23 protein-coding genes are annotated in these 25,249 nt (G+C 72.3%); 5 read left to right on the top strand and 18 right to left on the bottom strand.

The features are described from left to right. Positions 1-136: 136 nt before the first annotated feature. From era to AC07DU_RS17480, 3 genes are all read right to left on the bottom strand, one after another. Positions 137-1,087 carry a GTPase Era gene (era, locus tag AC07DU_RS17490; RefSeq protein WP_479035495.1) on the bottom strand — a complete coding sequence of 317 codons (951 nt, stop codon included), beginning with the start codon at positions 1,085-1,087 and terminating at the stop codon, positions 137-139. A gap of 920 nt (positions 1,088-2,007) precedes the next feature. Next, entirely contained in the window at positions 2,008-3,303 is a 1,296-nt protein-coding gene (locus tag AC07DU_RS17485; RefSeq protein WP_479112149.1) for a beta-xylosidase, read from the bottom strand. Between the two features lie 143 nt (positions 3,304-3,446). Beyond that, positions 3,447-4,442: a GlxA family transcriptional regulator gene (locus tag AC07DU_RS17480; protein WP_479112147.1), complete on the bottom strand. Its 996-nt coding sequence runs from the start codon at positions 4,440-4,442 to the stop codon at positions 3,447-3,449. Between the two features lie 71 nt (positions 4,443-4,513). Here AC07DU_RS17480 and AC07DU_RS17475 point away from each other — a divergent pair, with 71 nt between their 5' ends. After that, positions 4,514-5,812 carry an MFS transporter gene (locus tag AC07DU_RS17475; RefSeq protein WP_479112145.1) on the top strand — a complete coding sequence of 433 codons (1,299 nt, stop codon included), beginning with the start codon at positions 4,514-4,516 and terminating at the stop codon, positions 5,810-5,812. A gap of 391 nt (positions 5,813-6,203) precedes the next feature. Here AC07DU_RS17475 and AC07DU_RS17470 read toward each other — a convergent pair whose 3' ends face one another. The 12 genes from AC07DU_RS17470 to hrcA all read right to left on the bottom strand — a co-directional run bounded on the left by AC07DU_RS17470 (position 6,204) and on the right by hrcA (position 16,759). Next, positions 6,204-6,572 carry a cytidine deaminase gene (locus AC07DU_RS17470; protein WP_453285604.1) on the bottom strand — a complete coding sequence of 123 codons (369 nt, stop codon included), beginning with the start codon at positions 6,570-6,572 and terminating at the stop codon, positions 6,204-6,206. A 9-nt stretch (positions 6,573-6,581) separates the two neighbouring features. Continuing rightward, a complete protein-coding gene (locus AC07DU_RS17465) occupies positions 6,582-6,935 on the bottom strand; it encodes an MmcQ/YjbR family DNA-binding protein (protein ID WP_360893002.1) in 354 nt (117 codons plus the stop codon). Continuing rightward, the gene (locus AC07DU_RS17460) at positions 6,932-8,236 is read right to left on the bottom strand and encodes a hemolysin family protein (protein ID WP_360893000.1); all 1,305 of its coding nucleotides are present in this window, start codon (positions 8,234-8,236) and stop codon (positions 6,932-6,934) included. The genes AC07DU_RS17465 and AC07DU_RS17460 overlap by 4 nt, the downstream gene beginning before the upstream one ends. Next, entirely contained in the window at positions 8,233-8,730 is a 498-nt protein-coding gene (ybeY, locus tag AC07DU_RS17455; RefSeq protein ID WP_360892996.1) for an rRNA maturation RNase YbeY, read from the bottom strand. Before ybeY ends, AC07DU_RS17460 begins: the two co-directional genes overlap by 4 nt. Before the next feature lie 13 nt (positions 8,731-8,743). Next, positions 8,744-9,814, bottom strand: a complete 1,071-nt coding sequence (locus tag AC07DU_RS17450; RefSeq protein WP_479112143.1) for a PhoH family protein — start codon at positions 9,812-9,814, stop codon at positions 8,744-8,746. A 127-nt stretch (positions 9,815-9,941) separates the two neighbouring features. Next, positions 9,942-11,036, bottom strand: coding sequence for a PfkB family carbohydrate kinase (locus AC07DU_RS17445; RefSeq protein ID WP_453371473.1), 1,095 nt, complete (start codon positions 11,034-11,036; stop codon positions 9,942-9,944). A 159-nt stretch (positions 11,037-11,195) separates the two neighbouring features. Next, on the bottom strand, positions 11,196-12,101 hold the full coding sequence (locus AC07DU_RS17440) for a ribonuclease Z (protein WP_479112141.1): 906 nt from the start codon (positions 12,099-12,101) through the stop codon (positions 11,196-11,198). A 6-nt stretch (positions 12,102-12,107) separates the two neighbouring features. Beyond that, positions 12,108-12,467 carry a histidine triad nucleotide-binding protein gene (locus AC07DU_RS17435; RefSeq protein WP_360893083.1) on the bottom strand — a complete coding sequence of 120 codons (360 nt, stop codon included), beginning with the start codon at positions 12,465-12,467 and terminating at the stop codon, positions 12,108-12,110. An 84-nt stretch (positions 12,468-12,551) separates the two neighbouring features. Continuing rightward, positions 12,552-13,295 (bottom strand): 16S rRNA (uracil(1498)-N(3))-methyltransferase, encoded by a 744-nt coding sequence (locus AC07DU_RS17430; RefSeq protein WP_360892986.1) that lies wholly within the window; start codon positions 13,293-13,295, stop codon positions 12,552-12,554. Then, positions 13,292-14,383 (bottom strand): nitronate monooxygenase, encoded by a 1,092-nt coding sequence (locus tag AC07DU_RS17425; protein WP_360893080.1) that lies wholly within the window; start codon positions 14,381-14,383, stop codon positions 13,292-13,294. The genes AC07DU_RS17430 and AC07DU_RS17425 overlap by 4 nt, the downstream gene beginning before the upstream one ends. A 219-nt stretch (positions 14,384-14,602) precedes the next feature. Beyond that, positions 14,603-15,742 (bottom strand): molecular chaperone DnaJ, encoded by a 1,140-nt coding sequence (dnaJ, locus tag AC07DU_RS17420; RefSeq protein WP_360892983.1) that lies wholly within the window; start codon positions 15,740-15,742, stop codon positions 14,603-14,605. Further along, positions 15,743-16,759 (bottom strand): heat-inducible transcriptional repressor HrcA, encoded by a 1,017-nt coding sequence (gene hrcA, locus AC07DU_RS17415; RefSeq protein WP_360892980.1) that lies wholly within the window; start codon positions 16,757-16,759, stop codon positions 15,743-15,745. It lies immediately after the preceding gene. Positions 16,760-16,918: 159 nt separating this feature from the next. On the opposite strand from hrcA, the gene AC07DU_RS17410 reads away from it, so the two are divergent. The 3 genes from AC07DU_RS17410 (at position 16,919) to AC07DU_RS17400 (ending at position 19,192) form a co-directional block, all read left to right on the top strand. Next, entirely contained in the window at positions 16,919-17,644 is a 726-nt protein-coding gene (locus AC07DU_RS17410) for an MBL fold metallo-hydrolase (RefSeq protein ID WP_360892977.1), read from the top strand. Between the two features lie 28 nt (positions 17,645-17,672). Next, a complete protein-coding gene (locus tag AC07DU_RS17405; RefSeq protein WP_453285613.1) occupies positions 17,673-18,473 on the top strand; it encodes a DUF3097 domain-containing protein in 801 nt (266 codons plus the stop codon). A 101-nt stretch (positions 18,474-18,574) separates the two neighbouring features. Continuing rightward, positions 18,575-19,192, top strand: coding sequence for an ADP-ribosyltransferase (locus AC07DU_RS17400; RefSeq protein WP_360892973.1), 618 nt, complete (start codon positions 18,575-18,577; stop codon positions 19,190-19,192). Between the two features lie 19 nt (positions 19,193-19,211). On the opposite strand, the gene hemW is transcribed toward AC07DU_RS17400, so the two are convergent. The 3 genes from hemW to lepA all read right to left on the bottom strand — a co-directional run bounded on the left by hemW (position 19,212) and on the right by lepA (position 24,738). Next, on the bottom strand, positions 19,212-20,444 hold the full coding sequence (hemW, locus tag AC07DU_RS17395; protein ID WP_479035397.1) for a radical SAM family heme chaperone HemW: 1,233 nt from the start codon (positions 20,442-20,444) through the stop codon (positions 19,212-19,214). A 299-nt stretch (positions 20,445-20,743) separates the two neighbouring features. Continuing rightward, on the bottom strand, positions 20,744-22,636 hold the full coding sequence (locus AC07DU_RS17390) for an AMP-dependent synthetase/ligase (protein ID WP_479112138.1): 1,893 nt from the start codon (positions 22,634-22,636) through the stop codon (positions 20,744-20,746). 236 nt (positions 22,637-22,872) lie between these two features. Continuing rightward, positions 22,873-24,738, bottom strand: coding sequence for a translation elongation factor 4 (lepA, locus tag AC07DU_RS17385; RefSeq protein WP_360892964.1), 1,866 nt, complete (start codon positions 24,736-24,738; stop codon positions 22,873-22,875). Between the two features lie 197 nt (positions 24,739-24,935). Here lepA and rpsT point away from each other — a divergent pair, with 197 nt between their 5' ends. Further along, positions 24,936-25,202 carry a 30S ribosomal protein S20 gene (gene rpsT, locus AC07DU_RS17380; RefSeq protein WP_109778829.1) on the top strand — a complete coding sequence of 89 codons (267 nt, stop codon included), beginning with the start codon at positions 24,936-24,938 and terminating at the stop codon, positions 25,200-25,202. Positions 25,203-25,249 lie beyond the last annotated feature (47 nt).

The raw sequence follows: 25,249 nt of genomic DNA, 5'->3' as shown, positions 1-25,249 counted from the left end.
CAGCGCACCGACACCAGACCCGTCAGGCAAAGCCCAAAATCTGAAACAGAACACGACTCATGAGGCGAGCCGGGAACTCAAGACCAGGTCACTAGCGGGTGTCCCTGAGGGGATGACCCCGGGGACACCCTCCAGGTCAGAAGCCGAGCTTGCGGAGCTGCTTGGGGTCCCGCTGCCAGTCCTTGGCGACCTTCACGTGCAGGTCGAGGAAGACCGGGGTCCCGAGCAGCGCCTCGATGTGCTTGCGCGACTTCATCCCGACCTCCTTGAGGCGGGAGCCCTTCGGGCCGATGATGATGCCCTTCTGGCTCGGCCGCTCGATGTAGACGTTGGCGTGGATGTCGAGCAGCGGCCGGTCGGCCGGGCGGTTCTCCCGCGGGATCATCTCCTCGACGACCACGGCGATGGAGTGCGGGAGCTCGTCCCGTACGCCTTCCAGCGCGGCCTCGCGGATCAGCTCCGCGACCATGACCATCTCGGGCTCGTCGGTGAGGTCGCCCTCCGGGTACAGCGGCGGGCTCTCCGGCAGCAGCGGCGCGATCAGATCGGCCAGCAGCTGGACCTGGCTGTCACCGACCGCCGAGACGGGCACGATCTCGGCCCACTCGAAGCCCAGCTCCTGGGCCATCTGGTGGACGGCGATGAGCTGCTCGCCCACCACCTTGGACTCGACCAGGTCGGTCTTGGTGATGATGGCGATCTTGGGGGTCTTCTTGATCCCCGCCAGCTCCTTGGCGATGAACTTGTCGCCGGGGCCGAGCTTCTGGTCGGCCGGCAGGCAGAAGCCGATCACGTCGACCTCGGCCCAGGTGGTCCGTACGACGTCGTTGAGCCGCTCGCCGAGCAGGGTGCGCGGCTTGTGCAGGCCGGGCGTGTCGACGAGGACGAGCTGGGCGTCGGGGCGGTGCACGATGCCCCGGACGGTGTGGCGGGTGGTCTGCGGCCGGTTGGAGGTGATCGCGACCTTGGTGCCCACGAGTGCGTTGGTGAGGGTCGACTTTCCCGCATTGGGGCGGCCGACGAAGCAGGCGAAGCCCGCACGGTGCGGGGCGGTGGACTCGGGGGAACGATCGCTCATACGGGCCATTCTCCCCGATGCCGCTCCCAGCGCCGACCAGATCACCGCGGTGAGGGCGAGCACAGGCGTGAGCCGGGGGTGCGCGGCGTGGACCGCACGGCTCTGAGCTGTGGTTCCGTCGGCCCGGGCGCGCACGGTCAGCGTGGCCCATTCCGCGGCGGGAGGACGCTCCCAGCGGGTGGTGAGCCGGACCTGCTGACCCGGCGGCAGTTCGGCGGGCAGGGCGGTGAGCTCGCGGGTGAGCAGCCGGCGGCCGAGTGCCCCGGAGGCGGTGAGGGTGGCCCGGGGGCGCAGGGTGACGTTGCCGACGTTGTGGAGGGTGTAGGAAACCTCGGCGCCGGCGCCGGCGCGGGTGGCCCGTACGTCGCGGACGGCGAGGGCGGGGGCGGTCGGGCCGGTGACCCGCAGGTACAGGCGTGCGGCGACGGCCTGCCGTACGCCGATCCCGGGGGCGGCGGCTGCGGCGGTGGCGGGCCCGTCCTCCAGGGCGACGACGGCGCCGGGGTGGTCGCCGGGTTCGGCCCGGTCGGGGACGGTGAGGGTGAAGGCGACCCTGACCGACCCCCGGGCCGGTACGGTCACGCGCTCCCGGTCGAGGTGCGCCCACGCGGCCACGGCCCGGCGCGGCTCGTCGGGGCCGCGGAGGGCGAAGCCGCCGTCCCGGGCGGTGGTGTACGCGTCGGCCGCGTACAGCCGGAAGGTGCGGGGCCGGTCGGTGCGGTTGACGAGGGTGACGGCGTCGGCGGCGCTCTGGCCGGGGGCGGCGGCGAGGTGGAAGTACGGCCGCTGCCCGACGCCCGTCGCGGCGGGCAGGACGGACCACTGGCCGTCGTCCGCGGCGGCGGCCGTCCCGGCGGGCAGCAGTACGAGGGCCAGCGCGGCCCCCATCAGCAGCGCCGCCCCGGCACGGGCTGCCGCTGCGCGCCCCGTCACGACAACGTCAGGGTCAGCACCGCCGAGTACGCGCCGGGTGGGGTGTACCGCGGGACCTGGAGGGTGACCGTGGCGTCGATCGTGAAGGTCCCGCCGACCAGCGGCGCGTCCGGCGTCGAGGCGAGCACCGCGCCGTCCGGGCCGACCACGCCCGCGCTGCCCGGCGTACAGGGGCTCGCGCTGCCCGCGGCCGCCGCGCACGACGGGGTCCAGGACAGGGAGGCGCCCGGGATGCGGACCCCGCCCGGCCCGCGGAAGTCGGTGACCTTGCCGGTCAGGGACCAGCCGGCCGGGCCGCCGCGGCCGTCGGTGACGGTGACGGTGCCGATCCGGCCGGAGGCGGCGCCGCCCGCGCCGTACGGGACCGCGCCCAGGGCGATGTCCTGGCTCGTCTGGGTCATGCCGAGGGCGCCCGGTTCCACGGTCGCGGTGACCGTCAGGGCGCCGGGCGGCGGCCCGGTGGCGACGACGACCGTGTACGCGGCCGGGCCGGAGCCGCGCCGCGCGGACCAGGCCGCCCCCTCGTAGGCGACGACGGAGGTGGTGGCCCGGTCCGTGACCGGCAGCCCGACCACGGCCGTGCCCAGAGCGTCGGCGACGGCGGTCACCCGGTCGGTGGTCTCGGCGGCTCCCGCCCGCCCCGCCACCGTCACGGCGGCGCCCGGCGGGAATCCGGCGGCCGTCACCTCGACCTCGGCGCCCGGCCTTCCGTGGGCCGAGGCGAGGAAGACGCTGCGCAGGTTGGCCGTGGGCAGCTCGGCGGCGGTCAGGCGTTCACCGGCGGGGACGGCGGACGGGGCGGCCGGGGTGCAGGTGGTGTCGAGGTCCAGCAGATGGCTGGTGTGCAGGGTGTAGGCGCCCGGGGCGAGGGTGATCTCGCCGGGCGCGGTGACGGTGAAGGTGCCGGTCATGACGACGGCGGGGAGGGGCGCGCCGGGTTCCACGGGGTCGTTGCGCCGGGCGCCGACCACGGTGACCTCGCCGCTCTGGGCGCCGGCGAGGAGGATCCGCCCGGTCGGGGTCAGCGTGTCGGCGGGCAGGGGGCCGCCGACCGGGTTCACGGCGGGGCTCCGCAGGACCCGGTAGGTCACGGTGACGGTGTCACCGACCCGCGGGGCGGGGTCGTCGACGCTGATCCGGGCGGTGGTCGGCCCGTCGGCAGGCGGAAGTCCGGCTTCCTGGGGCGGCAGGCACTGCGTCGGGAAGTCGATCAGGCCCGGCGGCGGCGGTTCCCCTTCGGCGGCCGCCGGTGCGCCGAGCGCGCCGCCGCCCGCGGCCGCGAGCACGGCCATGCCGACGGCCGCCCACCGTCTTCTGCTGCGCGCCCCTGTTCGCACCGCCCGCCCCCTGGGTTCGCGTCCCGCCGACAGGGGGCCATTGACGAGCGGGCGGCGGGAGAAGTCAATGCACGGACCCGGCACTATCTGATGGCCCATCAGGAGATGGCGGGGTGGCCCGCGGCCCTGAAGGTGCGCCGGTAGGCCGTGGGGCTCACCCCCAGGGCCGCCTGCACGTGTTTGCGCAGCGACTGCGCCGTCCCGAAGCCGCTCTCGCGCGCCACGCGCTCGATGGAGAGGTCCGTCTGCTCCAGCAGCCTGCGGGCCCGCCCCACCCGCTGTCCCAGGATCCACTGGCCGGGGCTGACGCCCGACTCCTCCCGGAAGCGCCGCGTGAAGGTCCGTACGGACATGGCCTCCTGACGGGCCATGTCGCTGAGCCTGAGCGGCTCGTGCAGCCGGTCCAGCACCCACGCGCGGGCCGCCGTGGTGGTGGCGAGCTGCGGCTCGGGCACCGGACGTTCGATGAACTGCGCCTGCCCGCCGTCGCGGTGCGGCGGCACGACGGTCCGCCGGGCCACCTCGTTGGCTACGGCCGCCCCGTGGTCGCGGCGCACCACGTGCAGGCACAGGTCGATGCCGGCGGCGACCCCGGCGGAGGTCAGCACGTCACCGTCGTCGGTGTAGAGCACCCCGGGGTCGACCCGTACGGCCGGGAACAGCCTCTGGAAGTGCTCGGCGCTGGCCCAGTGGGTGGTGGCGGGGCGGCCGTCGAGGTACCCGGCGGCGGCCAGCACGTAACCGCCGGTGCAGATGGAGACGAGGCGGGTGCCGGGCCGGATGTGCGCGAGGGCGGCGGCGAGCTCGTCGGTCAGCCTGCCGTGTTCGTGGACGGGGCCCAGCTCGTAGGAGGCCGGGACCACCACCGTGTCGGCGGTGGCCAGCAGCTGCGGACCGTGCTCCACCTGGATGGCGAAGTCGGCGTCGGTGCGCACCGGGCCGGGGGCGAGCGCGCAGGTCAGGATCTCGTAGAGCGGCCGCCCGGCCGGGTCCTTGGCACGGCCGAAGATGCGGTGCGGGATGCCGAGCTCGAAGGGCAGCAGCCCGGCGAGGGCGAGGACGACGACGCGGTGGGCGTGCGGCTCGGGCTCCATGGCCCGATCGTATCGAAGGGTGACAGTCAGGCCACTGTCGTACGGGACGCCGTGGACCGGAGGCTGTCTGCGTGACCCAGACAGCCTCCACCGCCCCCACCGGCCCCGCCTCCGCCTCGCCCGGTACCCCGCGGGCCCCGCGCCGGCCCGGACGCGTGCACCGCGCCTGGTTCGTCGCGGCCGTCGCCTTCGTGACGATCGTCGGCGCCGCCGGCTTCGCCTCCCTGCCCGGGCTGCTCATCGAGCCGCTGCATGCGGAGTTCGACTGGTCGCGCGGCACCATCGCCCTCGCCGTCTCGGTGAACCTCGCGCTGTACGGGCTCACCGCGCCCTTCGCGGCGGCCCTGATGGACCGTTTCGGCATCCGCCGGGTCGTGGCGCTGGCCCTGCTCGTCATCGCGGGCGGATCGGTGGCCACGGTGTGGATGACCGCCTCCTGGCAGCTGGTGCTGTACTGGGGCGTACTGGTGGGCCTGGGCAGCGGCTCGATGGCCCTGGCGTTCGCGGCGACGGTGACCGGACGCTGGTTCACCGCCCGGCGCGGCCTGGTCACGGGCATCCTGACGGCGGCGGGGGCCTCGGGCCAGCTGGTGTTCCTGCCGCTGCTGGCCTGGCTGGTGGAGCGCCACGGCTGGCGCCCGGCGGCGGTGACGGTCTCCCTGGCGGCGCTGGCCGTCGTCCCCTTCGTCTGGCTGCTGCTGCGCGACCACCCTGCGGACGTGGGGCTCGCGCCGTACGGGGGCACGTACACGGCCAAGCCGGCGCCCGTCCCGGGTGCGGCCCGCCGGGCGCTGACGGTGCTGTTCCGGGCGGCCGGTACCGGCCCGTTCTGGCTGCTGGCGGGCACCTTCGCGATCTGCGGGGCCTCCACCAACGGGCTGGTCAGGACCCATTTCGTCCCCGCCGCCCATGACCACGGCATGCCGGTGACGGCGGCGGCCGGGCTGCTGGCGGTGATCGGCGTGTTCGACGTGGTCGGCACGGTGGCGTCGGGCTGGTTCACGGACCGCTTCGAGGCCCGGCGGCTGCTGGCCGTCTACTACGCCCTGCGCGGGGTGTCGCTGATCCTGCTGCCGATGCTGCTGGCGCCGTCGGTACGGCCGCCGCTGATCTTCTTCATCGTCTTCTACGGCCTGGACTGGGTCGCGACCGTCCCCCCGACGATCGCGCTGTGCCGGGAGCACTACGGGGACGACGGGGCGATCGTCTTCGGCTGGGTCCTGGCCTCGCACCAGGTCGGCGCGGCGGTGGTGGCCTTCCTGGGCGGCGCGGTCCGGGACCTCACCGGCTCCTACGACGTCGTCTGGTACGCCTCGGGCGCGCTGTGCGCGATGGCCGCGACGATGGCGATGGTGATCCGGCGCCGCTAGGCCCTGTCGTCCAGGGGGTGTCCGCCTCAATCGCCGGCGAGGCTGATTGCCACCCGGCGAGGCTGGATGTGCCCGGCGGGCTGAGACAGCCGCCGGTTCCGACGGGGCCGGGTGTGTGCCGGGGCGTCCCCGCAGGGAGTCGAACACAACAAGGCCGCAATCCCCGACCCCTCGCACGTTCGGCGCCCGAGGAGACGCCCCGGCGCGCGCCCGGTTCCGGCGGAACCGGCCAACTCCCGACCCGGCCCGGCCCGGGAGGGCAACGGCGCGCCCGGTTCCGGCGGAACCGGCCCCACCCCGACCCGACCCGGCCCGGCCCGGGAGGGCAACGGCCGCGCCGGAACCGGCCCACAGAGCCGCCGGCACGGCACACGGCGGGCTCCCCCGAGGGTCAGACTCCCGCGGGCGTCGTCGACTTCAGGGTGCCGTCCGGCGCCGCCAGCAGGACCGGGGTGTCCGGTCCGCCGAGGTCGCTCACGGCCGCGCGGTCCGCGTCCGCGGGGGCGTCGGCCGCGCTGACGACGGCGGCGGCCTCCAGGGACCGGGCACCGCTCGCCACCGCCATCGCCACCGCGGTCTGCAGCGCGCTTAGCTTCAGGGAGTCGAGGTCCACCGTCCCGGCGACGTACGTACGGCCCGTCTCGTCCCGCACCGCGGCCCCCTCGGGCACGCCGTTGCGCGCCCGGGCGCTGCGCGCCAACGTGATGATCTTGCTGTCCTCGGGGTCGATCCCCGTGCTCTCGCTCATGGGCGAAAGCATATGGTCAGGTCACGGCCGGTCGAGGCGCAACCGCTCCGCTCGCGGCAGACCCGCCACCACCAGGTCGTAGGAGTCCTCCACCAGCTCGCGGACCATGGCATCGGGCAGGCCGCCCACGGTCACCGTGTTCCAGTGCCGCTTGTTCATGTGCCAGCCGGGCACGATCGCCTCGTGCTCGGCGCGCAGCCGCACCGCGAGCTCCGGCTCGCACTTGAGGTTGACCTTCAGGGGCGCGGCGTCCAGCGCGCTGAGCGCGAACACCTTCCCCAGGACCTTGAACACCGAGGTCTCCGGCGTGAAGGGGAACTCCTCCACCGCCGCGTTGAAGCTCAGGCAGAACTCCCGCAGCTGTTCCGGCGTCATTCGCCCTCCTCGCCCTCGCCCGGGGTCGCGGCCACCGGCTCCACCAGCACCGTCACGATCTTGTTGCGGCGCCCCGCCGGGGATTCCGCCGTCAGCCGCAGCGGACGCCCGTCGGGCAGTTCCAGCACCGCCGAGGCGCCCGCGATCGGCACCCGGCCCAGCGCCTTGGCCAGCAGCCCGCCGACCGTCTCCACGTCCTCGTCGTCGAAGGCCTCGACCTTGAACAGCTCGCCGAGGTCGGTGATGTCCAGCCGTGCGGTCACCCGGTAGCGGTCATGGCCCAGGTCCTCGACCGGCGGGAGCTCCCGGTCGTACTCGTCGGTGATCTCGCCGACGATCTCCTCCAGGATGTCCTCGATGGTGACGATGCCGGCCGTGCCGCCGTACTCGTCGATGACGACGGCCACGTGGTTGCGCACCTGCTGCATCTCGCGCAGCAGGTCGCCCGCGTTCTTGGTGTCCGGCACGAAGACGGCCGGCCGTATCGCCGTCGAGACCAGGTCGGCCTCGGCCTCGCGGCTGATGTGGGTCTTGCGGACCAGGTCCTTCAGGTACACGATCCCGACGATGTCGTCCTCGTTCTCCCCGGTCACCGGGATGCGCGAGAAACCGGACCGCAGCGCGAGCGTGGTCGCCTGACGGACCGTCTTGTACCGCTCGATGCACACCAGATCGGTGCGCGGCACCATCACCTCGCGCACCAGGGTGTCCCCGAGCTCGAAGACCTGGTGGACCATCCGCCGCTCGTCGTCCTCGATCAGCGACTCCTTCTCCGCGAGGTCCACCATCGCGCGCAGCTCGGCCTCGGAGGCGAAGGGCCCCTTGCGGAAGCCCTTCCCGGGCGTGAGCGCGTTGCCGATGAGGATCAGCAGCTGGGGGATCGGTCCCATGACCCTGGCCAGCGGCACGAGCACGTACGCCGCCGCCGTCGCGGTGTTCAGCGGGTGCTGGCGGCCGATCGTGCGCGGGGAGACGCCCACGGCCACGAAGGAGACGAGCACCATGACGCCGATCGCCACGAGCAGCGCGGTCCAGTTCTCGCCGAACTCGTCGAGGCAGACGTAGGTGACGAGCACCCCCGCCGCCATCTCACAGGTGACGCGGACCAGCAGCGCCACGTTGAGGTAGCGGGTGGGGTCGCCGGCGACCTGGGCGAGCTTCTCGCTGCCCCGCCGGCCCTCGCGTACGGCCTGCTCCGCGCGGAAGCTCGAGATGCGGGCGATCCCGGACTCGGCGCACGCCGCGAACCAGGCCACGACCACCAGCAGCACCGCTCCGGTGATCAGTTGAGGTGCGTTCACGAGACGGTCGGCGCCGGGGACGGGCCGGTGATGCCGCGCTCGGCGCGCCAGCCGTCGACGATGGCCGCCTGGAGACCGAACATCTCGGCCTTCTCGTCCGGCTCCTCGTGGTCGTAGCCGAGCAGGTGCAGCACCCCGTGGACGGTCAGGAGCTGGAGCTCCTCGTCCATGGAGTGCTGCGTGGGGGCGTCCTCACCCTGCTTCTTCGCGACCTCGGGGCAGAGCACGATGTCGCCGAGGAGCCCCTGCGGGGGCTCCTCGTCGTCCTTCGTCGGCGGACGGAGCTCGTCCATCGGGAAGGACATGACGTCGGTGGGGCCGGGCAGGTCCATCCACTGGATGTGGAGCTGCTCCATCGCCGCCTCGTCGACGACGATGACGGAGAGCTCCGAGAGCGGGTGGATCCGCATCCGGGTGAGCGCGTAGCGGGCGATGTCGAGGATCGCCTGCTCGTCGACCTCGGTTCCGGACTCGTTGTTGACGTCGATCGACATGGTGCGCTGAGCTCTACTTCCGCTGATGGCCGTTCGGGGCCGGCTGGCTGTCGTCGTACTTCTCGTACGCGTCGACGATACGGCCGACCAGCTTGTGGCGGACGACATCTTCGGACGTGAGCCGCGAGAAGTGGATGTCGACCACCCCGTCGAGGATCTCCTGGACCTGGCGCAGACCGCTCTTGGCGCCACCCGGCAGGTCGATCTGCGTGACGTCACCGGTCACGACGATCTTCGAGTCGAAGCCGAGCCGGGTCAGGAACATCTTCATCTGCTCGGCGGTCGTGTTCTGCGCCTCGTCGAGGACGACGAAGGCGTCGTTGAGCGTGCGGCCGCGCATGTAGGCCAGCGGGGCCACCTCGATCGTGCCCGCCGCCATCAGGCGGGGGATCGAGTCCGGGTCGATCATGTCGTGCAGCGCGTCGTAGAGCGGGCGCAGGTACGGGTCGATCTTGTCGAAGAGGGTGCCCGGCAGGAAGCCGAGCCGCTCCCCCGCCTCGACCGCGGGACGGGTCAGGATGATCCGGCTGACCTGCTTGGACTGCAGCGCCTGGACCGCCTTGGCCATGGCGAGGTAGGTCTTGCCCGTGCCCGCGGGACCGATGCCGAAGACGATCGTGTTCCTGTCGATCGCGTCGACGTACCGCTTCTGGTTGAGGGTCTTGGGCCGAATGGTGCGGCCGCGGCTGGAGAGGATGTTCTGGGTGAGCACCTCGGCGGGCGTCTCGTCCGGGCCGTTGCCGTTCTCACTCGCCTTGAGCATGGCGATCGAGCGTTCCACTGCGTCCTCCGTCATCGGCTGCCCGGTGCGGAGCACCAGCATCATCTCGTCGAACAGGCGCTGGATCAGGGCGACTTCCGTCGCCGCACCGATCGCGCTGACCTGATTGCCCCGAACATGGATGTCGGCCTTCGGAAAGGCCTTCTCGATCACGCGCAACAGGGCGTCACCCGAACCGAGCACGGTCACCATCGGGTGCCTGGCCGGCACGGTGAAGTGGGCTCGCGCCTGCCCCGGCGCTGGGCGTCCCCCCTCGCCCTCGGGGCGCTGGGGGCGAATGTGGGCTGTCGGTGTCTGAGTCATGGGCCGGCACTGTGGCCTGCACATACCTCCCGCTGAGGGGCCGCGCCGTTCGACGACCTCCGGAGTACCAAGCCTACGTCTCCGCAGCCGCTTCCCCGAGAGGTTTTCGGCTCCGTGGAACCAGGGGTCACGCAGAGTGCCGGAATCCGATCGTCGGCACCGCCCGGCGGCGTGCGGCCGGGGTCGAGCCCGGCGGGATCAGGTCGTCCAGGAAGCCGTACCGGCCGTGCAGCGCGTCGGGGGCGGCCCGCCACCAGTGGGCCACCTCGGGCCAGCCGGGGGCCGACAGGGAGCCGCCGAACTCCTGGACCGACAGGGCCGCCGTCAGCCCGGCGAAGGCCAGCCGGTCCGCCAGCGGCCAGCCCGCCAGGGTGCCGGTGACGAAGCCCGCCACGTACACGTCCCCCGCGCCCGTCGGGTCCAGCTCGTCCACGATGATCCCCGGGACCTCCGCCGTCTCCCCCGTCCGCCCGTCCACCGCGTACGAGCCCTCGGCGCCCATGGTCACCACCGCGATCGGCACCTTGCGCGCCAGCGCCCGGGCCGCCGCCCGCGGGCAGTCGGTCCGCGTGTAGCGCATGGCCTCGCCCGCGTTCGGCAGGAAGGCCTCACAGTGCTCCAGGTCGGCCAGGGCCCCCAGGTCCCACCGCCCGCTCTCGTCCCAGCCCACGTCGGCGAAGACGCGCGAGCCGCGCCGGGCGGCCGCACCGATCCACTCCTCGCCGCGGCCGGGCCCCAGCGAGGCCACGGCCGCACGGGCTCTGGGCGGGCACTGGGGGAAGGGGCCGGGGCCCGCCGGGGGCGGGGCCTCGTGGCCGTGCGAGACCATCGTGCGCTCGCCCTCGTAGGCCATGGAGACCGTGACGGGGCTGTGCCAGCCGGGGATGGTCCGCGACATGGACAGATCGATGCCCTCGCCCTGTTCGAGGGCGTCCCAGCAGTACTCGCCGTAGTGGTCGTCCCCGAAGGCCGCGGCCAGCGAGGTGCGCAGGCCCAGCCGGGCCAGGGCGGTGGCCATGTTGGCGACGCCGCCGGGGCTGGAGCCCATGCCGCGCGCCCAGGACTCCGTACCGCGTACCGGCGCGGAGTCCAGGCCCGTGAAGATGATGTCGAGGAAGACCGTGCCGGTCAGGAAGACGTCGCAGCCCGGTTCCTGGGGATCGCGCAGCGGACCGAGCGGGTCCACCGGGGCTGAGCGGCTGTCGTAGTCCCTACTGGTCACGTCTACTCCCCGATGGGTTTCCGGCGGAAAGCTGGCAGCCCTGCCCACGCGCGACAGGACCAAACCCAGTGTGGCCCAGATCATCCATCGGTCCAGCCGTCGGCGTGCCGGGGACCGGGCCCGCCGGGGGCGGCGCCCCGGCGGCGGCGCCGCCCGGCCTCAGCCCCGCTTCGGGAGCGGCACGCGCACCAGGTCCGCGGCCACCGTGAGCTCGCCCTCGTATCCCGCCGCGCGGGCCTGGCGCTCGAACTCCGCCGGGTCGGTGTAGCGCTGCGAGAAGTGCGTCAGCACGAGGTGGCGCACCCCCGCGTCCCGCGCCACGCGCCCCGCCTGCCCCGCGGTGAGGTGGCCGTGGTCGGTGGCGAGCCGCTCGTCCTCGTCGAGGAAGGTCGACTCGATCACCAGCATGTCGCAGCCCTCGGCGAGTGCGTCCACGCCGGGGCACAGCCGGGTGTCCATGACGAACGCGAACCGCTGTCCGGGCCTCGGCTCGCTCACCTCGTCGAGGGTGACCTCGCCCAGCCGGCCCTCGCGCTGGATCCGGCCCACGTCCGGCCCCTTGATCCCGTGCCGGGCGAGCAGCTCGGGCACCACGCGCCGCCCGTCGGGCTCGGTGATCCGGTAGCCGAAGGACTCCACCGGGTGCGAGAGCAGCCGGGCCTCCAGGACGTACGAGGTCCCCTGCGCCAGCGCCCCGTCCCGGGCCACCGGTTCCTCGCGCAGCGGCACGGTCTCCCGGTAGGCCGTGGCGTACCGCAGCCGGTCGAAGAACTTCTGCCCGGAGGCGGGGTAGTGCGCGGTGACGGGGTGCGGGACCTGGTCGAGGTTGATCCGCTGGATCACCCCGGCGAGGCCGAGGCTGTGGTCACCGTGGAAGTGGGTGATGCAGATCCGGTTGATGTCGTGCGCGGCCACCCCGGCGCGCAGCATCTGGCGCTGGGTGCCCTCGCCCGGGTCGAAGAGGATGCCCTCGCCGTCCCAGCGCAGGAGGTAGCCGTTGTGGTTGCGGTGGCGGGTGGGCACCTGACTCGCGGTGCCCAGGACCACGAACTCGCGTACGGACACGTCCGTCTAGCCGGGGGGCCACTGGAGGCCGCGGCCGCCGAGGACGTGCAGGTGCGCGTGGAAGACGGTCTGGCCGGCGCCGGCGCCGGTGTTGAAGATGACCCGGTAGCCGTGGTCGTCGATCTTCTCGTCGGCGGCGATCCGCCCGGCCTCGGTCAGTATGTCGGCGACGACGCCCGGCTCGGCGGCGGCCAGGGAGGCCGCGTCGGGGTAGTGCGCCTTGGGGATGACGAGCACGTGCGTGGGCGCCTGCGGGTTGATGTCCCGGAAGGCGATCGTGGTCTCGCTCTCCCGGACCACGTCCGCGGGGACGTGCCCCTCGACGATCTTGCAGAACAGGCAGTCGGCCTGCGGTTCCCCGGCCATTGCTTCGCCTTCCGTGACGTTGATCGGTTCGGGCATCGTATCCAGCGGGGCGCTGCCGCGGGCGTCCCCTTCAGACCCAGCGGGTCAGGACCAGCGGCCCGTGCGGGCCAGGAGCACGGCGGTGGCGGCCGTTCCGGCCGTGGAGGTGCGCAGGACGGAGCGGCCCAGGCGGTAGGGGCGGGCGCCCGCCTCGGCGAAGACGGCCAGTTCCTCCGGGGAGACCCCGCCCTCCGGACCGACCACGAGCACCACGGAGCCGCTCTGCGGGAGCTCGGCCGTGGCCAGGGCCCCGGAGGGGGTGTCGCGGTCCTCGTGGAGCACCATCGCCAGGTCGGCGCCGGCCAGCAGCGCCGCCACCTGCTTGGTGGACATAGCCTCGGCCACCTCCGGAAAACGCACCCGGCGGGACTGCTTGCCCGCCTCCCGGGCCGTGGCCCGCCACTTCGCCAGGGACTTGGCACCCCGGTCGCCGCGCCACTGCGTGATGCAGCGCGACGCCTGCCAGGGCACGATCGCGTCCACGCCCGTCTCGGTCATCGTCTCGACGGCCAGCTCGCCCCGGTCCCCCTTGGGCAGGGCCTGGACCACCGTGATGCGGACCGGCGGCTCCGGTTCCTGTCCGGCCGAGGAGACGGCCACGACGAGCCGGTCCTTGCCCTCCGCGGCCTTGACGACGGCCTCGGCCCAGCCGCCGCGACCGTCCGTGAGGACCACCGCCTCGCCCGGGTTCAGCCGTTTCACGGACACCGCGTGCCGGCCCTCCGGACCGTCCAGGACGAACTCCGGTCCCGCCGGGACCTCCTCGACCACGAACACCGGGGCCGTCATGACGCACTCCTCATCTGTCTGGTCTTCAACGTGCTCTGTGCCTCGGCCAGTTCGGCCGCCAGCACCTCCACCAGCTCCCCGGCCGGCAGCGCCCGCGCCAGCCGGTGGCCCTGGCCCGCCCACAGGGCCATGCCCTGCGCGTCCCCGGCCGCGGCGGCCGCCTTGCGCAGCCCCGAGGTCAGGTGGTGGACCTGTGGGTACGCGGCCGGGGCGTACGGCCCGTGCTCGCGCATGAAGCGGTTCACCAGCCCCCGCCCCGGCCGTCCGGAGAAGGCCCGGGTCAGCTCGGTGCGGACGAACAGCGGATCCGTCAGCGCCTTCTTGTGCTCCGGGGCGGCGCCCGACTCCGGGCAGGCCAGGAAGGCCGTCCCGAGCTGCGCCGCCTCCGCACCGGCCGCCAGCAGCGCCGCGATCTGCGCGCCCCGCATCAGGCCGCCCGCGGCGATGATCGGGAGGGCCACGGCCTCCCGTACCTGCGCCACCAGCGCGAGGAGCCCCACGGCGGCCGTGCCGTCCGCCTGCGGGTCGTCCCGGTGGGTGCCCTGGTGGCCGCCGGCCTCGACGCCCTGGACGCAGACGGCGTCGGCGCCCGCCTGCTGGGCGGTACGGGCCTCGTCGTCGGAGGTCACCGTGACGACCGTGTACGTACCGGCCTTGCGCAGGGCGGCGAGGGTCGCGGAGGGGGGACAGCCGAAGGTGAAGGAGACGACCGGGACCGGGTCTTCGAGGAGGATGGCGAGCTTGGCGTCGTAGCCGTCGTCGCTGGTGCCGATGATCTCCTCGTCGGCGAGGGAGATCCCGTACCAGCTCGCCTCCCCCGCCAGCTGCCCGCGGTACGCCTCGACGGCGGCCGGGTCCACGTAACCGGTCTGCGGCATGAAGAGGTTGACGCCGAAGCGGCGCCGGGTCAGCGCCCGCAGCTGCTTGATCTCCTGGTACATCCCGTCGGCGGTCTTGTAGCCACCGGCCAGGAAGCCCAGTCCGCCCGCCTCGCACACGGCCGCGGCCAGCTGCGGTCCCGAGCCGCCGCCCGCCATGGGAGCCTGCACGATCGGGTGGGGGGAGAGACCGTTCGGTGCCGTGGACATGGACATGGACTGCATCGTGCCATGTCCCGCTCAGCGGGCCGAATCACGGCATTCGCCTGGCATAGTCCGCTTCCCGAGGTGACGGACGACCGCCCTCCGGTCCTCGTCCGGTCCTCGTCCGGTCCTCGTCCGGTCCGCATCCGGCCGGCTCCGGCCCGATGCGGCGAGCCCGGCCCGGGGAATCCCCGGGCCGGGCTCGTGGCGGTGCTCAAGGGCCGGTCAGCGGCCGTTGAACGCGTCCTTCAGGCGGCTGAACAGCCCCTGCTGACCCGGCGCGAACTGGCCGGTGGGCCGCTCCTCGCCGCGGAGCTTCGCCAGCTGGCGCAGCAGGTCCTCCTGCTGGGCGTCCAGCTTGCTCGGGGTGGTGACCTCGACGTGGACGATCAGGTCACCGCGCCCGCCCCCGCGCAGGTGGGTCACGCCGCGCCCGTGCAGCGGGATCGCCTGGCCGGACTGGGTGCCGGGCCGGATGTCGATCTCCTCCAGCCCGTCCAGCGTCTCCAGCGGGCACTTGGTGCCCAACGCGGCCGCCGTCATCGGGATGGTCACCGTGCAGTGCAGGTCGTCCCCGCGCCGCTGGAACGTCGGGTGCGGCAGCTCGTGGATCTCCACGTACAGGTCGCCGGCGGGGCCGCCGCCGGGGCCGACCTCGCCCTCACCCGCGAGCTGGATGCGGGTGCCGTTCTCGACACCGGCCGGGATCTTGACCGTGAGGCTGCGGCGGGAGCGGACCCGGCCGTCGCCCGCGCACTCGGGGCACGGGGTCGGGACCACGGTGCCGAAGCCCTGGCACTGCGGGCAGGGGCGCGAGGTCATGACCTGGCCCAGGAAGGACCGGGTGACCTGCGAGACCTCGCCGCGGCCGCGGCACATGTCGCAGGTCTGCGCCGAGGTACCGGGGGCCGCGCCCTCGCCGGAGCAGGTGGTGCAGACGATGGCCGTGTCGACCTGGATGTCCTTGGTGGTCCCGAAGGCCGCCTCGTCCAGTTCCAGGTCGAGGCGGATCATGGCGTCCTGGCCGCGCCGGGTCCGCGAGCGCGGGCCGCGCTGCGAGGACTGGCCGAAGAAGGCGTCCATGATGTCGGAGAAGTTGCCGAAGCCACCCGCCCCGAAACCGCCCGCGCCGCCGCCACCGCCGGAGGCGGACAGCGGGTCGCCGCCGAGGTCGTAGACCTGCTTCTTCTGGGCGTCCGAGAGCACCTCGTAGGCCGCGTTGATCTCCTTGAAGCGCTCCTGCGTCTTCGGGTCCGGATTCACATCCGGGTGGAGTTCACGCGCGAGGCGCCGGAAGGCCTTCTTGATCTCGTCCTGCGATGCGTCGCGGCGCACGCCGAGAACGGCGTAGTAGTCCGTGGCCACTTACGACTCCGCCAGGATCTGTCCGACGTAACGTGCCACTGCGCGTACCGCTCCCATCGTTCCGGGGTAGTCCATGCGGGTCGGTCCGACCACGCCGAGTTTGGCGACTGTTTCGCCGCCCGAACCGTAACCGACCGAGACGACCGACGTGGAGTTCAGTCCCTCGTAGGCGTTCTCATGCCCGATCCGTACGGCCATTCCCGACTCGTTGGCCTCGCCCAGCAGCTTGAGGAGCACGACCTGCTCCTCCAGCGCTTCGAGCACCGGCCTGATCGTCAGGGGAAAATCGTGTCCGAAGCGGGTGAGATTGGCGGTACCGCCGATCATCAGCCGCTCCTCCGCTTCCTCGACCAGGGTTTCGAGGAGGGTCGACAGCACCGTGGAGACGGTGCCGCGGTCCTCGGCCTCGAAGGATTCGGGGAGGTCCTGGACGAGTGGGGGCACATCGGTGAAGCGCCGGCCGACGACGCGGCTGTTGAGCCGGGCGCGCAGGTCGGCCAGCGAGGTCTCGCTGAAGGGGCTCGCGCAGTCGATCAGCCGCTGTTCGACGCGGCCGGTGTCCGTGATCAGTACGAGCATCAGGCGCGCGGGAGCCAGCGAGAGCAGCTCCACGTGCCGGACGGTCGACCGGGTCAGGCTGGGGTACTGGACGACCGCGACCTGACGGGTGAGCTGCGCGAGCAGCCGCACCGTACGCCCGACGACGTCGTCGAGGTCGACCGCGCCGTCGAGAAAGTTCTGGATGGCCCGCCGCTCGGGCGTCGACAGCGGCTTGACCCCCGCCAGCCGGTCGACGAAGAGGCGGTAGCCCTTGTCGGTGGGGATCCGGCCGGCGCTGGTGTGGGGCTGGGCGATGTAGCCCTCCTCCTCCAGCACGGCCATGTCGTTGCGCACGGTGGCGGGCGAGACTCCGAGCCGGTGCCGCTCGGTGAGCGCCTTGGAGCCGACCGGCTCCTCCGTCCCGACGTAGTCCTGGACGATGGCGCGCAGCACTTCGAGTCTGCGTTCGCTGAGCATGCGCACACCTCCAGCTGTGGTCCGTTGCCGTGTACGGCCGTGGTCGTTACTGCCGTGGTCGTTGGCACTCTGGGCGTTCGAGTGCCAGACATCCCCCGCTCAGTGTACGGCCGGGCGGTGAGCCCCTGGCAAGGGAGGCCCGCCAGGTAGCGTCGCCGTATGGACGTGCATTGGGAAGAGGCGGGCTGGGAACGGCTGACCGGACGGGCCGGCCGGCGACGGCTCCCGGTGTGGGACTGCACGGTGGGACTGGTGGTGGGGGACGATTCGGTGCTCCTCGTGGATCCCGGTTCGTGCGTGCGGGAGGGCGCGCAGGTGCGGGCCGAGGCCGAGCGCCTGACGGGTCGGCGCGTGACCCATATCGCATTCACGCACGGTCATTTCGATCACGTCCTGGGCGCGGCGGCCTTCTCCGGGGCCGAGGTGTTCGGGGCGGTCGGACTGGCCGCGCTGCTGTCGTCCGGCCGCGACGAGCTGCGAGCGGACGCGGTGCGCCACGGGCTGGCGCCGGCGGAGGCCGCCGAGGCGGTGGACCTGCTGGTGGCGCCCGGGCATCCGGTGTCGGGCGAGTGGACGCTGGAGCTGGGCGGGGTGCAGGTGCTGCTGGCCAATGTGGGGCCCGGGCACACCGGTCACGACCTGGCGGTCTTCGTGCCGGGCCAGCGCGAGGTGGTGTTCTGCGGGGACCTGGTGGAGGAGTCGGGCGAGCCCTTGGCGGGCCCGGACGCGGTGCCCGGGCAGTGGCCCGCCGCCCTGGACCGGCTGCTGTCGCTGGGCGGGGACGACGCGCTGTACGTGCCGGGTCACGGTGCGGTGGTCGGGGCGGACTTCGTGCGTGCGCAACGCGCCACACTGGCCGCCCGTTTCGGCGTGTCGGGGGCATGACGCCCGCGGCTCTCCTAGTGTCGGCCGGATGCGCGAGTACTCCCCCGACCTGACCCCGCAGTGGAAGCGACCCGCGGCCGTGCCGCAGGTGCCGGCCGAACCCGACCTGGTGGTCGAGGTGGCGGGTACGGACTTCTGCGGCGCGGTGGTGGCCTGCGAGGCGGGGACGGTGACCCTGGAGGACCGCTTCGGCAAACGGCGGGTGTTCCCGATGGAGCCGCGGGGTTTCCTGCTGGAGGGCGCCGTCGTCACCCTGGTCCGCCCCTCCCGGGGCCCGTCCGCGCCCTCCCGTACGGCGTCCGGGTCGATCGCCGTGCCGGGCGCGCGGGCCCGGGTGGCCCGGGCGGGCCGGATCTACGTCGAGGGCCGGCACGACGCGGAGCTCGTGGAGCGGGTCTGGGGTGACGATCTGCGCATCGAGGGCGTCGTGGTGGAGTACCTGGAGGGCGTCGACGACCTCCCGGCCGTCGTGGCGGAGTTCGCCCCGGCCCCCGACGCCCGCCTGGGGGTCCTGGTGGACCACTTGGTGCCGGGCTCGAAGGAGTCCCGCATCGCGGCGTCGGTGACCTCGCCGGACGTGCTGGTCGTGGGCCACCCGTACGTGGACGTCTGGCAGGCCGTGAAGCCGTCCGCGCTGGGGATCGCGGCATGGCCGGTGGTCCCGCGCGGCCAGGACTGGAAGACGGGCGTCTGCCGGGCCCTGGGCTGGCCGCAGAACACCGGGGCCGCCTGGCAGCACATCCTGTCCCGGGTGACCTCGTACCGCGATCTGGAGCCGACCCTGCTGGGCCGTGTCGAGGAGCTCATCGACTTCGTGACGGCTCCCTAGGGAAAGTCTGGTGGGGCGGGGCGTCAAGGCAGGGCCGGCACACACTCACCTTCGGGTGACAGTGCGTGTACTGCCGACCACGCGGGGCAAGGGTGCTGATCATGATCACCTCTGCCTTGTGGCGGCGCTTCGCCGTCGCCGCCGCGCTCGCCGCCGCGCTCCTCCCGTCCGCCTCCGCCAACGCGGCCCCCGCGGCCGCCCCGCACGCCGCTCCGGCGAACTCCTGCCCGCTCGTCGAGGACCACCTCTTCGCCGCCGCCGACCAGCGGGCCGACCTGGACCGCATCACCCCGGCCCCCGCCTGGCGCACCAACTGCAACCAGCTCTACCGGGCCGACAGCCGTCCGCCGTCGACCGTCTTCGAGGAGGGCTTCCACCCGAAGGACACGCTCACCGGGCAGTACGACATCGAGCAGTACGTACTGGTCAACCAGCCCTCCCCGTACGTCTCCACGACCTACGACCACGACCTGTACAAGACGTGGTGGAAGAGCGGCTGGAACTACTACATCGACGCCCCCGGCGGGGTGGACGTCAACCAGACCATCGGCGACACCCACAAGTGGGCCTCCCAGGTGGAGGTCGCCTTCCCCGGTGGCATCGACCGTTCCTTCATCGTCGCGGTCTGCCCGGTCGACAAGGTGCGCAAGGTCGAGATCATGAACGAGTGCCAGGACAACCCGTACTACCAGCCCTGGCGGGAGAACTACCCGGGCTGACCCTCCCCTCGGGATCTGGTCAGTCGACCAGGTCCCGGACCACCGCGTCGGCCAGCAGCCGCCCGCGCAGGGTCAGCACGGCCCGCCCGGCCTCATACGGGCCGGGCTCCAGCAGTCCGTCCGTCAGGGCGCGGCGGGACGCCGCGAGCCCGGTGGGCGCGAGCAGCGACAACGGGACGCCGTCCACCAGGCGCAGCTCCAGCAGGATCCGCTCGACCCGCCGGTCCTCCTGCGAGAGGAGCTCGCGTCCGGCGCCCGGGGAGCGGCCCTCGGCCAGGGCGGCGGCGTACGCGCCGGGGTGCTTCACGTTCCACCAGCGCACCCCGCCCACGTGCGAGTGCGCTCCCGGCCCGGCGCCCCACCAGTCGGCGCCGCGCCAGTAGAGCTCGTTGTGCAGGCAGCGCCCGGCCTGCGAGGTGGCCCAGTTCGAGACCTCGTACCAGGAGTAGCCGGCCTCGGCCATCACCGAGTCCGCGATCAGGTACCGGTCGGCGTGCACGTCGTCGTCCGTCATCGGGACCTCGCCCCGGCGGATCCGCCGCGCCAGCTGCGTGCCCTCCTCCACGATCAGCGCGTAGGCGCTGATGTGGTCCGGCCCGGCGCCCAGCGCCGCCGCGAGGGACGCCCGCCAGTCCTCGTCGGACTCGCCCGGGGTCCCGTAGATCAGGTCCAGGTTGACGTGCTCGAAGCCGGCCGCGCGCGCCTCGGCGACGCACTCCTGCGGCCGTCCCGGCGTGTGCGTGCGGTCGAGCACCTTCAGGACGTGCTGCTTGGCGCTCTGCATGCCGAAGGAGATCCGGTTGAAGCCACCGGCGCGCAGCTCGGCCAGGTAGGCCGGATTGACGGACTCCGGATTGGCCTCGGTGGTGATCTCGGCGTCCTCGGCCAGGCCGAACTCGTCCCGGATCGCCGCGAGCATCCGTACGAGGTCCCCGGCGGGCAGCAGCGTCGGCGTGCCGCCGCCCACGAAGACGGTACGGACGGCCCTCGGGTCGTCGCCGAGCACCTTGCGGGCGAGGCGGACCTCGTCGATCAGGGTGTCGGCGTAGTTCTCCCGGGAGGCGAGCACGCCGCCGGTACCCCGCAGCTCGGTGGCCGTGTAGGTGTTGAAGTCGCAGTACCCGCAGCGCGTGGCGCAGTACGGGACGTGCAGGTAGAACCCGAGCGGCCGCTCCCCCGCACCCACCAGGGCGTGCGACGGCAGCGAGCCGTCTTCGGGCATGGGTTCACCGTCGGGCAGTGCGGAAGGCATACCCCCATTGTCCCGCACCGTTCCGTCCCCACCGCCCGCCCTCCGGCCACCGGGCGCACATCCACCCTCGTCGGCGGCACATCCAGCCCCGCCGGCGGCCCATCCAGCCCCACCGGCGTTCGAGGCGCGGGGTCCGGGGCCGAGCCCCGATCTTCAGCCCCGCCGGCGTTTGAGGCGCGGGGTCCGGGGCGGAGCCCCGGCACACGGCCCGCACGGCAGGCAGCCACGGCCCGGCAGGGCAGGGCAGGGTCCGAGGAGCGCGGCCCCACCACCCCACCCCGCCGAGCCCGCGGCAGGCGTCAGGCCTCGCGCGACCCCTCGTACATCTCCTCGATCAGGTGCTTGAACTCACGCTCGACCACCGGACGCTTCAGCTTCAGACTCGGCGTGAGGTCACCGTGCTCGACGTCGAGATCGCGCGGTAGCAGCCGGAACTTCTTGATCGTCTGCCACCTCTGCAGGCCCTCGTTGAGGGTCTGCACGTACGTCTCGATGAGCCGCACGGTCTCCGGCGCGGCCAGCACCTGCCCGTACGTCTTGCCCTCCAGCCCGTTCTCGGCCGCCCAGACCATGATCGACGGCTGGTCGAGCGCGATCAGGGCCGAGCAGAAGTTCCGGTCGGCGCCGTGCACGACGATGGTCGACACGTACGGGCAGATCGCCTTGAACTGGCCCTCGATCTCCGCCGGGGCGACGTACTTGCCGCCCGAGGTCTTGATCAGGTCCTTCTTGCGGTCGGTGATGCGCAGGTAGCCGTCGGCCGAGAGCTCGCCGATGTCTCCCGTGTGCAGCCAGCCGTCGGATTCCAGGACCTCGGCGGTCTTGTCGGGCTGCTGGTGGTAGCCCTGCATGATGCCGGGGCCGCGCAGCAGGATCTCGCCGTCGTCGGCGATGCGGACCTCGGTGCCGGGGAGCGGCTTGCCGACGGTGCCGGTGCGGTAGGCCTCGCCCGGGTTGACGAAGGAGGCCGCGCTGGACTCCGTCAGGCCGTAGCCCTCCAGGATGTGGATGCCCGCGCCGGAGAAGAAGAAGCCGATGTCCGGCGCCAGCGGGGCGGCGCCGGAGACGGCCGCGCGGAGCTTGCCGCCGAAGGCCTCGCGGAGCTTGGAGTAGACGAGCGCGTCCGCGATCTTGTGCTTGGTTGTGAGGCCGAAGGGGGCGCTCGCGCGGCCGGTGCGGCGGTAGTTGTCCTGCGTGACCTTGGCGTACTCGCGGGCGACGCCGACCGACCACTGGAAGATCTTGTACTTGGCGCCGCCGGCTGCGCGGGCCTTGGCGGCCACGCCGTTGTACACCTTCTCGAAGATGCGCGGAACGGCCGCCATGTACGTCGGCTGCACGACCGGCAGGTTTTCGATGATCTTGTCGATGCGGCCGTCGACGGCGGTCACGTGGCCGGCCTCGATCTGCCCGGAGGTCAGTACCTTGCCGAAGACGTGGGCCAGCGGCAGCCACAGGTACTGGACGTCGTCCTTGTGGATGAGGCCGGTGGCGACCATGGCCTTGGCCAGGTACGACCAGTTGTCGTGCAGCAGCCGGACGCCCTTGGGGCGGCCGGTCGTGCCGGAGGTGTAGATGAGGGTGGCGAGCTGGTCGGAGGTGATCGCCGCGATCCGCTCCTTGACCGCCTCGGGGTGCTTGGCGAGGTACTCCTTGCCGCTCGCCTCCAGATCGACGAGCGAGAGCACCCAGCCCTCGGGGTCGCCCGCGGCGGCGACGGCGTCGGCGGCGTCCAGGACCACGACGTGGGCGAGGTGCGGCAGGTCGGCGCGGCGCTCGCGCGCCTTCGCCAGCTGCTTCGCGTCCTCGGCGATGAGCACCCGGCTCTCGGAGTCCGCGAGGATGAAGGCCGACTCGTCGGCGTTCGTGCTGGGGTAGATGGTGGTGACCGCGCCGCCGGCACACATCACGCCGAGGTCGGAGAGGATCCAGTCGACCCGGGTGTTGGAGGAGAGCGCGACGCGTTGCTCCGACTCCAGGCCGAGGGCGATCAGCCCGGCGGCGATGGCGAAGACGCGCTCGGCCGCCTGACCCCAGCTGAGCGACTTCCAGTCGTCTGTGGCGCCCTGGCCGCCCGTCGCGGGCACCGGGTACCGGTAGGCCTCGTCGTCGGGCGTCGCTGCGACGCGCTCAAGGAAGAGCGCCGCCACGCTGGGCGGGCGGTTCTCGAGATAGGTCTGTGTGTCGCTCACGACATCCTCCGGACCGGCCCGTGCGGCTGCGCGCGGGCGTAGGGCGCTTGCGGGGCGCTTGGGACTGGCGGGTTTGAGACGTGCCGGCTAGTGACTGGCGAGTAACCATCGAGCAGTGATCAGACTAGAGCGCGCTCGGCGCGTGCGTAAGGGCCCGCAAGCGGCCGGTTCATAACGAAACAGGCCCCCGCGCCGGAGCGCGGAGGCCTGTTTCGTACCGGATGGCCGGGGGGCGGCTACTTCTTCTTGCCGCCGGACTCGTCGCTGGAGAGGACGGCGATGAAGGCCTCCTGCGGGACCTCCACGGAGCCGACCATCTTCATGCGCTTCTTGCCTTCCTTCTGCTTCTCCAGGAGCTTGCGCTTGCGGGAGATGTCACCGCCGTAGCACTTGGCGAGGACGTCCTTGCGGATGGCGCGGATGGTCTCGCGGGCGATGACGCGGGAGCCGATCGCGGCCTGGATCGGCACCTCGAAGGCCTGCCGCGGGATGAGCTCGCGCAGCTTGGCGACGAGGCGCACACCGTAGGCGTAGGCGGCGTCCTTGTGCGTGACGGCGGAGAAGGCGTCGACCTTGTCGCCGTGCAGCAGGATGTCGACCTTGACCAGGCTGGAGGACTGCTCGCCGGTGGGTTCGTAGTCGAGGGAGGCGTAACCGCGCGTCTTGGACTTCAGCTGGTCGAAGAAGTCGAAGACGATCTCCGCGAGCGGGAGGGTGTAGCGGATCTCGACCCGGTCCTCGGAGAGGTAGTCCATGCCGAGCAGGGTGCCGCGGCGCTGCTGGCAGAGCTCCATGATGGCGCCGATGAACTCGGTCGGGGCGAGCACCGTGGCCCGTACGACCGGCTCGAACACGTCCGAGATCTTGCCCTCGGGGAACTCGCTCGGGTTGGTGACGCTGACTTCCTTGCCGTCCTCCATGACCACGCGGTAGATCACGTTGGGGGCGGTGGCGATCAGGTCGAGGCCGAACTCGCGCTCCAGGCGCTCGCGGACCACGTCCAGGTGCAGCAGGCCGAGGAAGCCGACGCGGAAGCCGAAGCCGAGGGCGGCCGAGGTCTCCGGCTCGTAGACGAGCGCGGCGTCGTTGAGCTGGAGCTTGTCGAGGGCCTCGCGCAGGTCCGGGTAGTCCGAGCCGTCGAGCGGGTACAGGCCCGAGAAGACCATCGGCTTCGGGTCCTTGTAGCCGCCGAGGGCCTCGGTCGCGCCGTTGCTCAGGCTGGTGATCGTGTCACCGACCTTGGACTGACGGACGTCCTTCACGCCGGTGATGATGTAGCCCACCTCGCCGACGCCGATGCCGTCGGCCGGGGTCATCTCCGGGGAGGAGACGCCGATCTCCAGCAGCTCGTGCGTGGCGCCGGTCGACATCATCCGGATGCGCTCGCGCTTGTTGAGCTGGCCGTCGACGACACGGACGTAGGTCACGACACCGCGGTACGAGTCGTAGACCGAGTCGAAGATCATGGCGCGGGCCGGGGCGTCCTTGGGACCGACCGGGGCCGGGACCGTGGCGACGATCTTGTCGAGCAGCGCGTCCACGCCGAGACCGGTCTTCGCCGAGACGCGCAGGACGTCCTCGGGCTGGCAGCCGACCAGGTTCGCCAGTTCCTCGGCGAACTTCTCCGGCTGGGCGGCCGGCAGGTCGATCTTGTTCAGGACCGGGACGATCGCGAGGTCCTTCTCCATCGCCAGGTACAGGTTGGCGAGGGTCTGCGCCTCGATGCCCTGGGCGGCGTCCACGAGGAGGACCGTGCCCTCGCACGCGGCGAGGGAGCGGGAGACCTCGTAGGTGAAGTCGACGTGCCCGGGGGTGTCGATCATGTTGAGGACGTGGGTCTTGCCCTGGTCCTCGCCCGTGGTGGGCGCCCAGGGCAGCCGGACCGCCTGGGACTTGATCGTGATGCCGCGCTCACGCTCGATGTCCATGCGGTCGAGGTACTGAGCGCGCATCTGCCGCTGGTCGACGACACCGGTGAGCTGGAGCATCCGGTCGGCAAGGGTCGACTTGCCGTGGTCGATGTGCGCGATGATGCAGAAATTGCGGATCAGCGCCGGGTCGGTACGGCTCGGCTCGGGCACGTGGCTGGGGATCGCGGGCACGCAGTGTCCTGATTCTCGGTCGCAGTCGGAACTCGGAACGGAGTCTGAGTCCTCCCATGGTCCCATGGACGGGGTAGTGCGCTCGGTTTGGGCCACCAGAAGCGTGGCTGGTACCCTGGGCAGCTGTGTCTCGTATGCCCTCTCAGCTGTCGAGGCACAATCCGAAGATCAAACTCTGAACCTGAAAAGGCTCTTTCGTGGCGAACATCAAGTCCCAGATCAAGCGGAACAAGACGAACGAGAAGGCGCGCCTGCGCAACAAGGCCGTCAAGTCTTCGCTCAAGACCGCGATCCGCAAGGCCCGCGAGGCCGTCCTCGCCGGTGACGTCGAGAAGGCCACCGTGGCTTCCCGTGACGCCGCGCGTGCGCTCGACAAGGCTGTCTCGAAGGGTGTCATCCACAAGAACGCCGCCGCCAACAAGAAGTCGGCGCTGGCCACCAAGGTTGCCTCCCTCCAGGGCTGAGCTCTGATGTGATCGCCGGAACGGATCCAGCGGGCCCTCTCTCCCGC

The organism is Streptomyces sp. NPDC045695, from assembly GCF_056432025.1.
Note: the sequence above shows the minus strand (reverse complement) of the source record. Positions and strands in the feature narration are given on the sequence as shown.

What these genes read in the sequence shown, in the direction of transcription:
- era (WP_479035495.1), bottom strand. Translation starts at nt 1,087, where the DNA reads ATGGCCCGTATGAGCGATCGTTCCCCCGAGTCCACCGCCCCGCACCGT.
- AC07DU_RS17485 (WP_479112149.1), bottom strand. Translation starts at nt 3,303, where the DNA reads ATGGCCGTGCTCGCGGCCGCGGGCGGCGGCGCGCTCGGCGCACCGGCG.
- AC07DU_RS17480 (WP_479112147.1), bottom strand. Translation starts at nt 4,442, where the DNA reads ATGGAGCCCGAGCCGCACGCCCACCGCGTCGTCGTCCTCGCCCTCGCC.
- AC07DU_RS17470 (WP_453285604.1), bottom strand. Translation starts at nt 6,572, where the DNA reads ATGCTTTCGCCCATGAGCGAGAGCACGGGGATCGACCCCGAGGACAGC.
- AC07DU_RS17465 (WP_360893002.1), bottom strand. Translation starts at nt 6,935, where the DNA reads ATGACGCCGGAACAGCTGCGGGAGTTCTGCCTGAGCTTCAACGCGGCG.
- ybeY (WP_360892996.1), bottom strand. Translation starts at nt 8,730, where the DNA reads ATGTCGATCGACGTCAACAACGAGTCCGGAACCGAGGTCGACGAGCAG.
- AC07DU_RS17450 (WP_479112143.1), bottom strand. Translation starts at nt 9,814, where the DNA reads ATGACTCAGACACCGACAGCCCACATTCGCCCCCAGCGCCCCGAGGGC.
- AC07DU_RS17435 (WP_360893083.1), bottom strand. Translation starts at nt 12,467, where the DNA reads ATGGCCGGGGAACCGCAGGCCGACTGCCTGTTCTGCAAGATCGTCGAG.
- AC07DU_RS17430 (WP_360892986.1), bottom strand. Translation starts at nt 13,295, where the DNA reads ATGACGGCCCCGGTGTTCGTGGTCGAGGAGGTCCCGGCGGGACCGGAG.
- AC07DU_RS17425 (WP_360893080.1), bottom strand. Translation starts at nt 14,383, where the DNA reads ATGTCCACGGCACCGAACGGTCTCTCCCCCCACCCGATCGTGCAGGCT.
- hrcA (WP_360892980.1), bottom strand. Translation starts at nt 16,759, where the DNA reads ATGCTCAGCGAACGCAGACTCGAAGTGCTGCGCGCCATCGTCCAGGAC.
- AC07DU_RS17410 (WP_360892977.1), top strand. Translation starts at nt 16,919, where the DNA reads ATGGACGTGCATTGGGAAGAGGCGGGCTGGGAACGGCTGACCGGACGG.
- AC07DU_RS17405 (WP_453285613.1), top strand. Translation starts at nt 17,673, where the DNA reads ATGCGCGAGTACTCCCCCGACCTGACCCCGCAGTGGAAGCGACCCGCG.
- AC07DU_RS17400 (WP_360892973.1), top strand. Translation starts at nt 18,575, where the DNA reads ATGATCACCTCTGCCTTGTGGCGGCGCTTCGCCGTCGCCGCCGCGCTC.
- hemW (WP_479035397.1), bottom strand. Translation starts at nt 20,444, where the DNA reads ATGCCTTCCGCACTGCCCGACGGTGAACCCATGCCCGAAGACGGCTCG.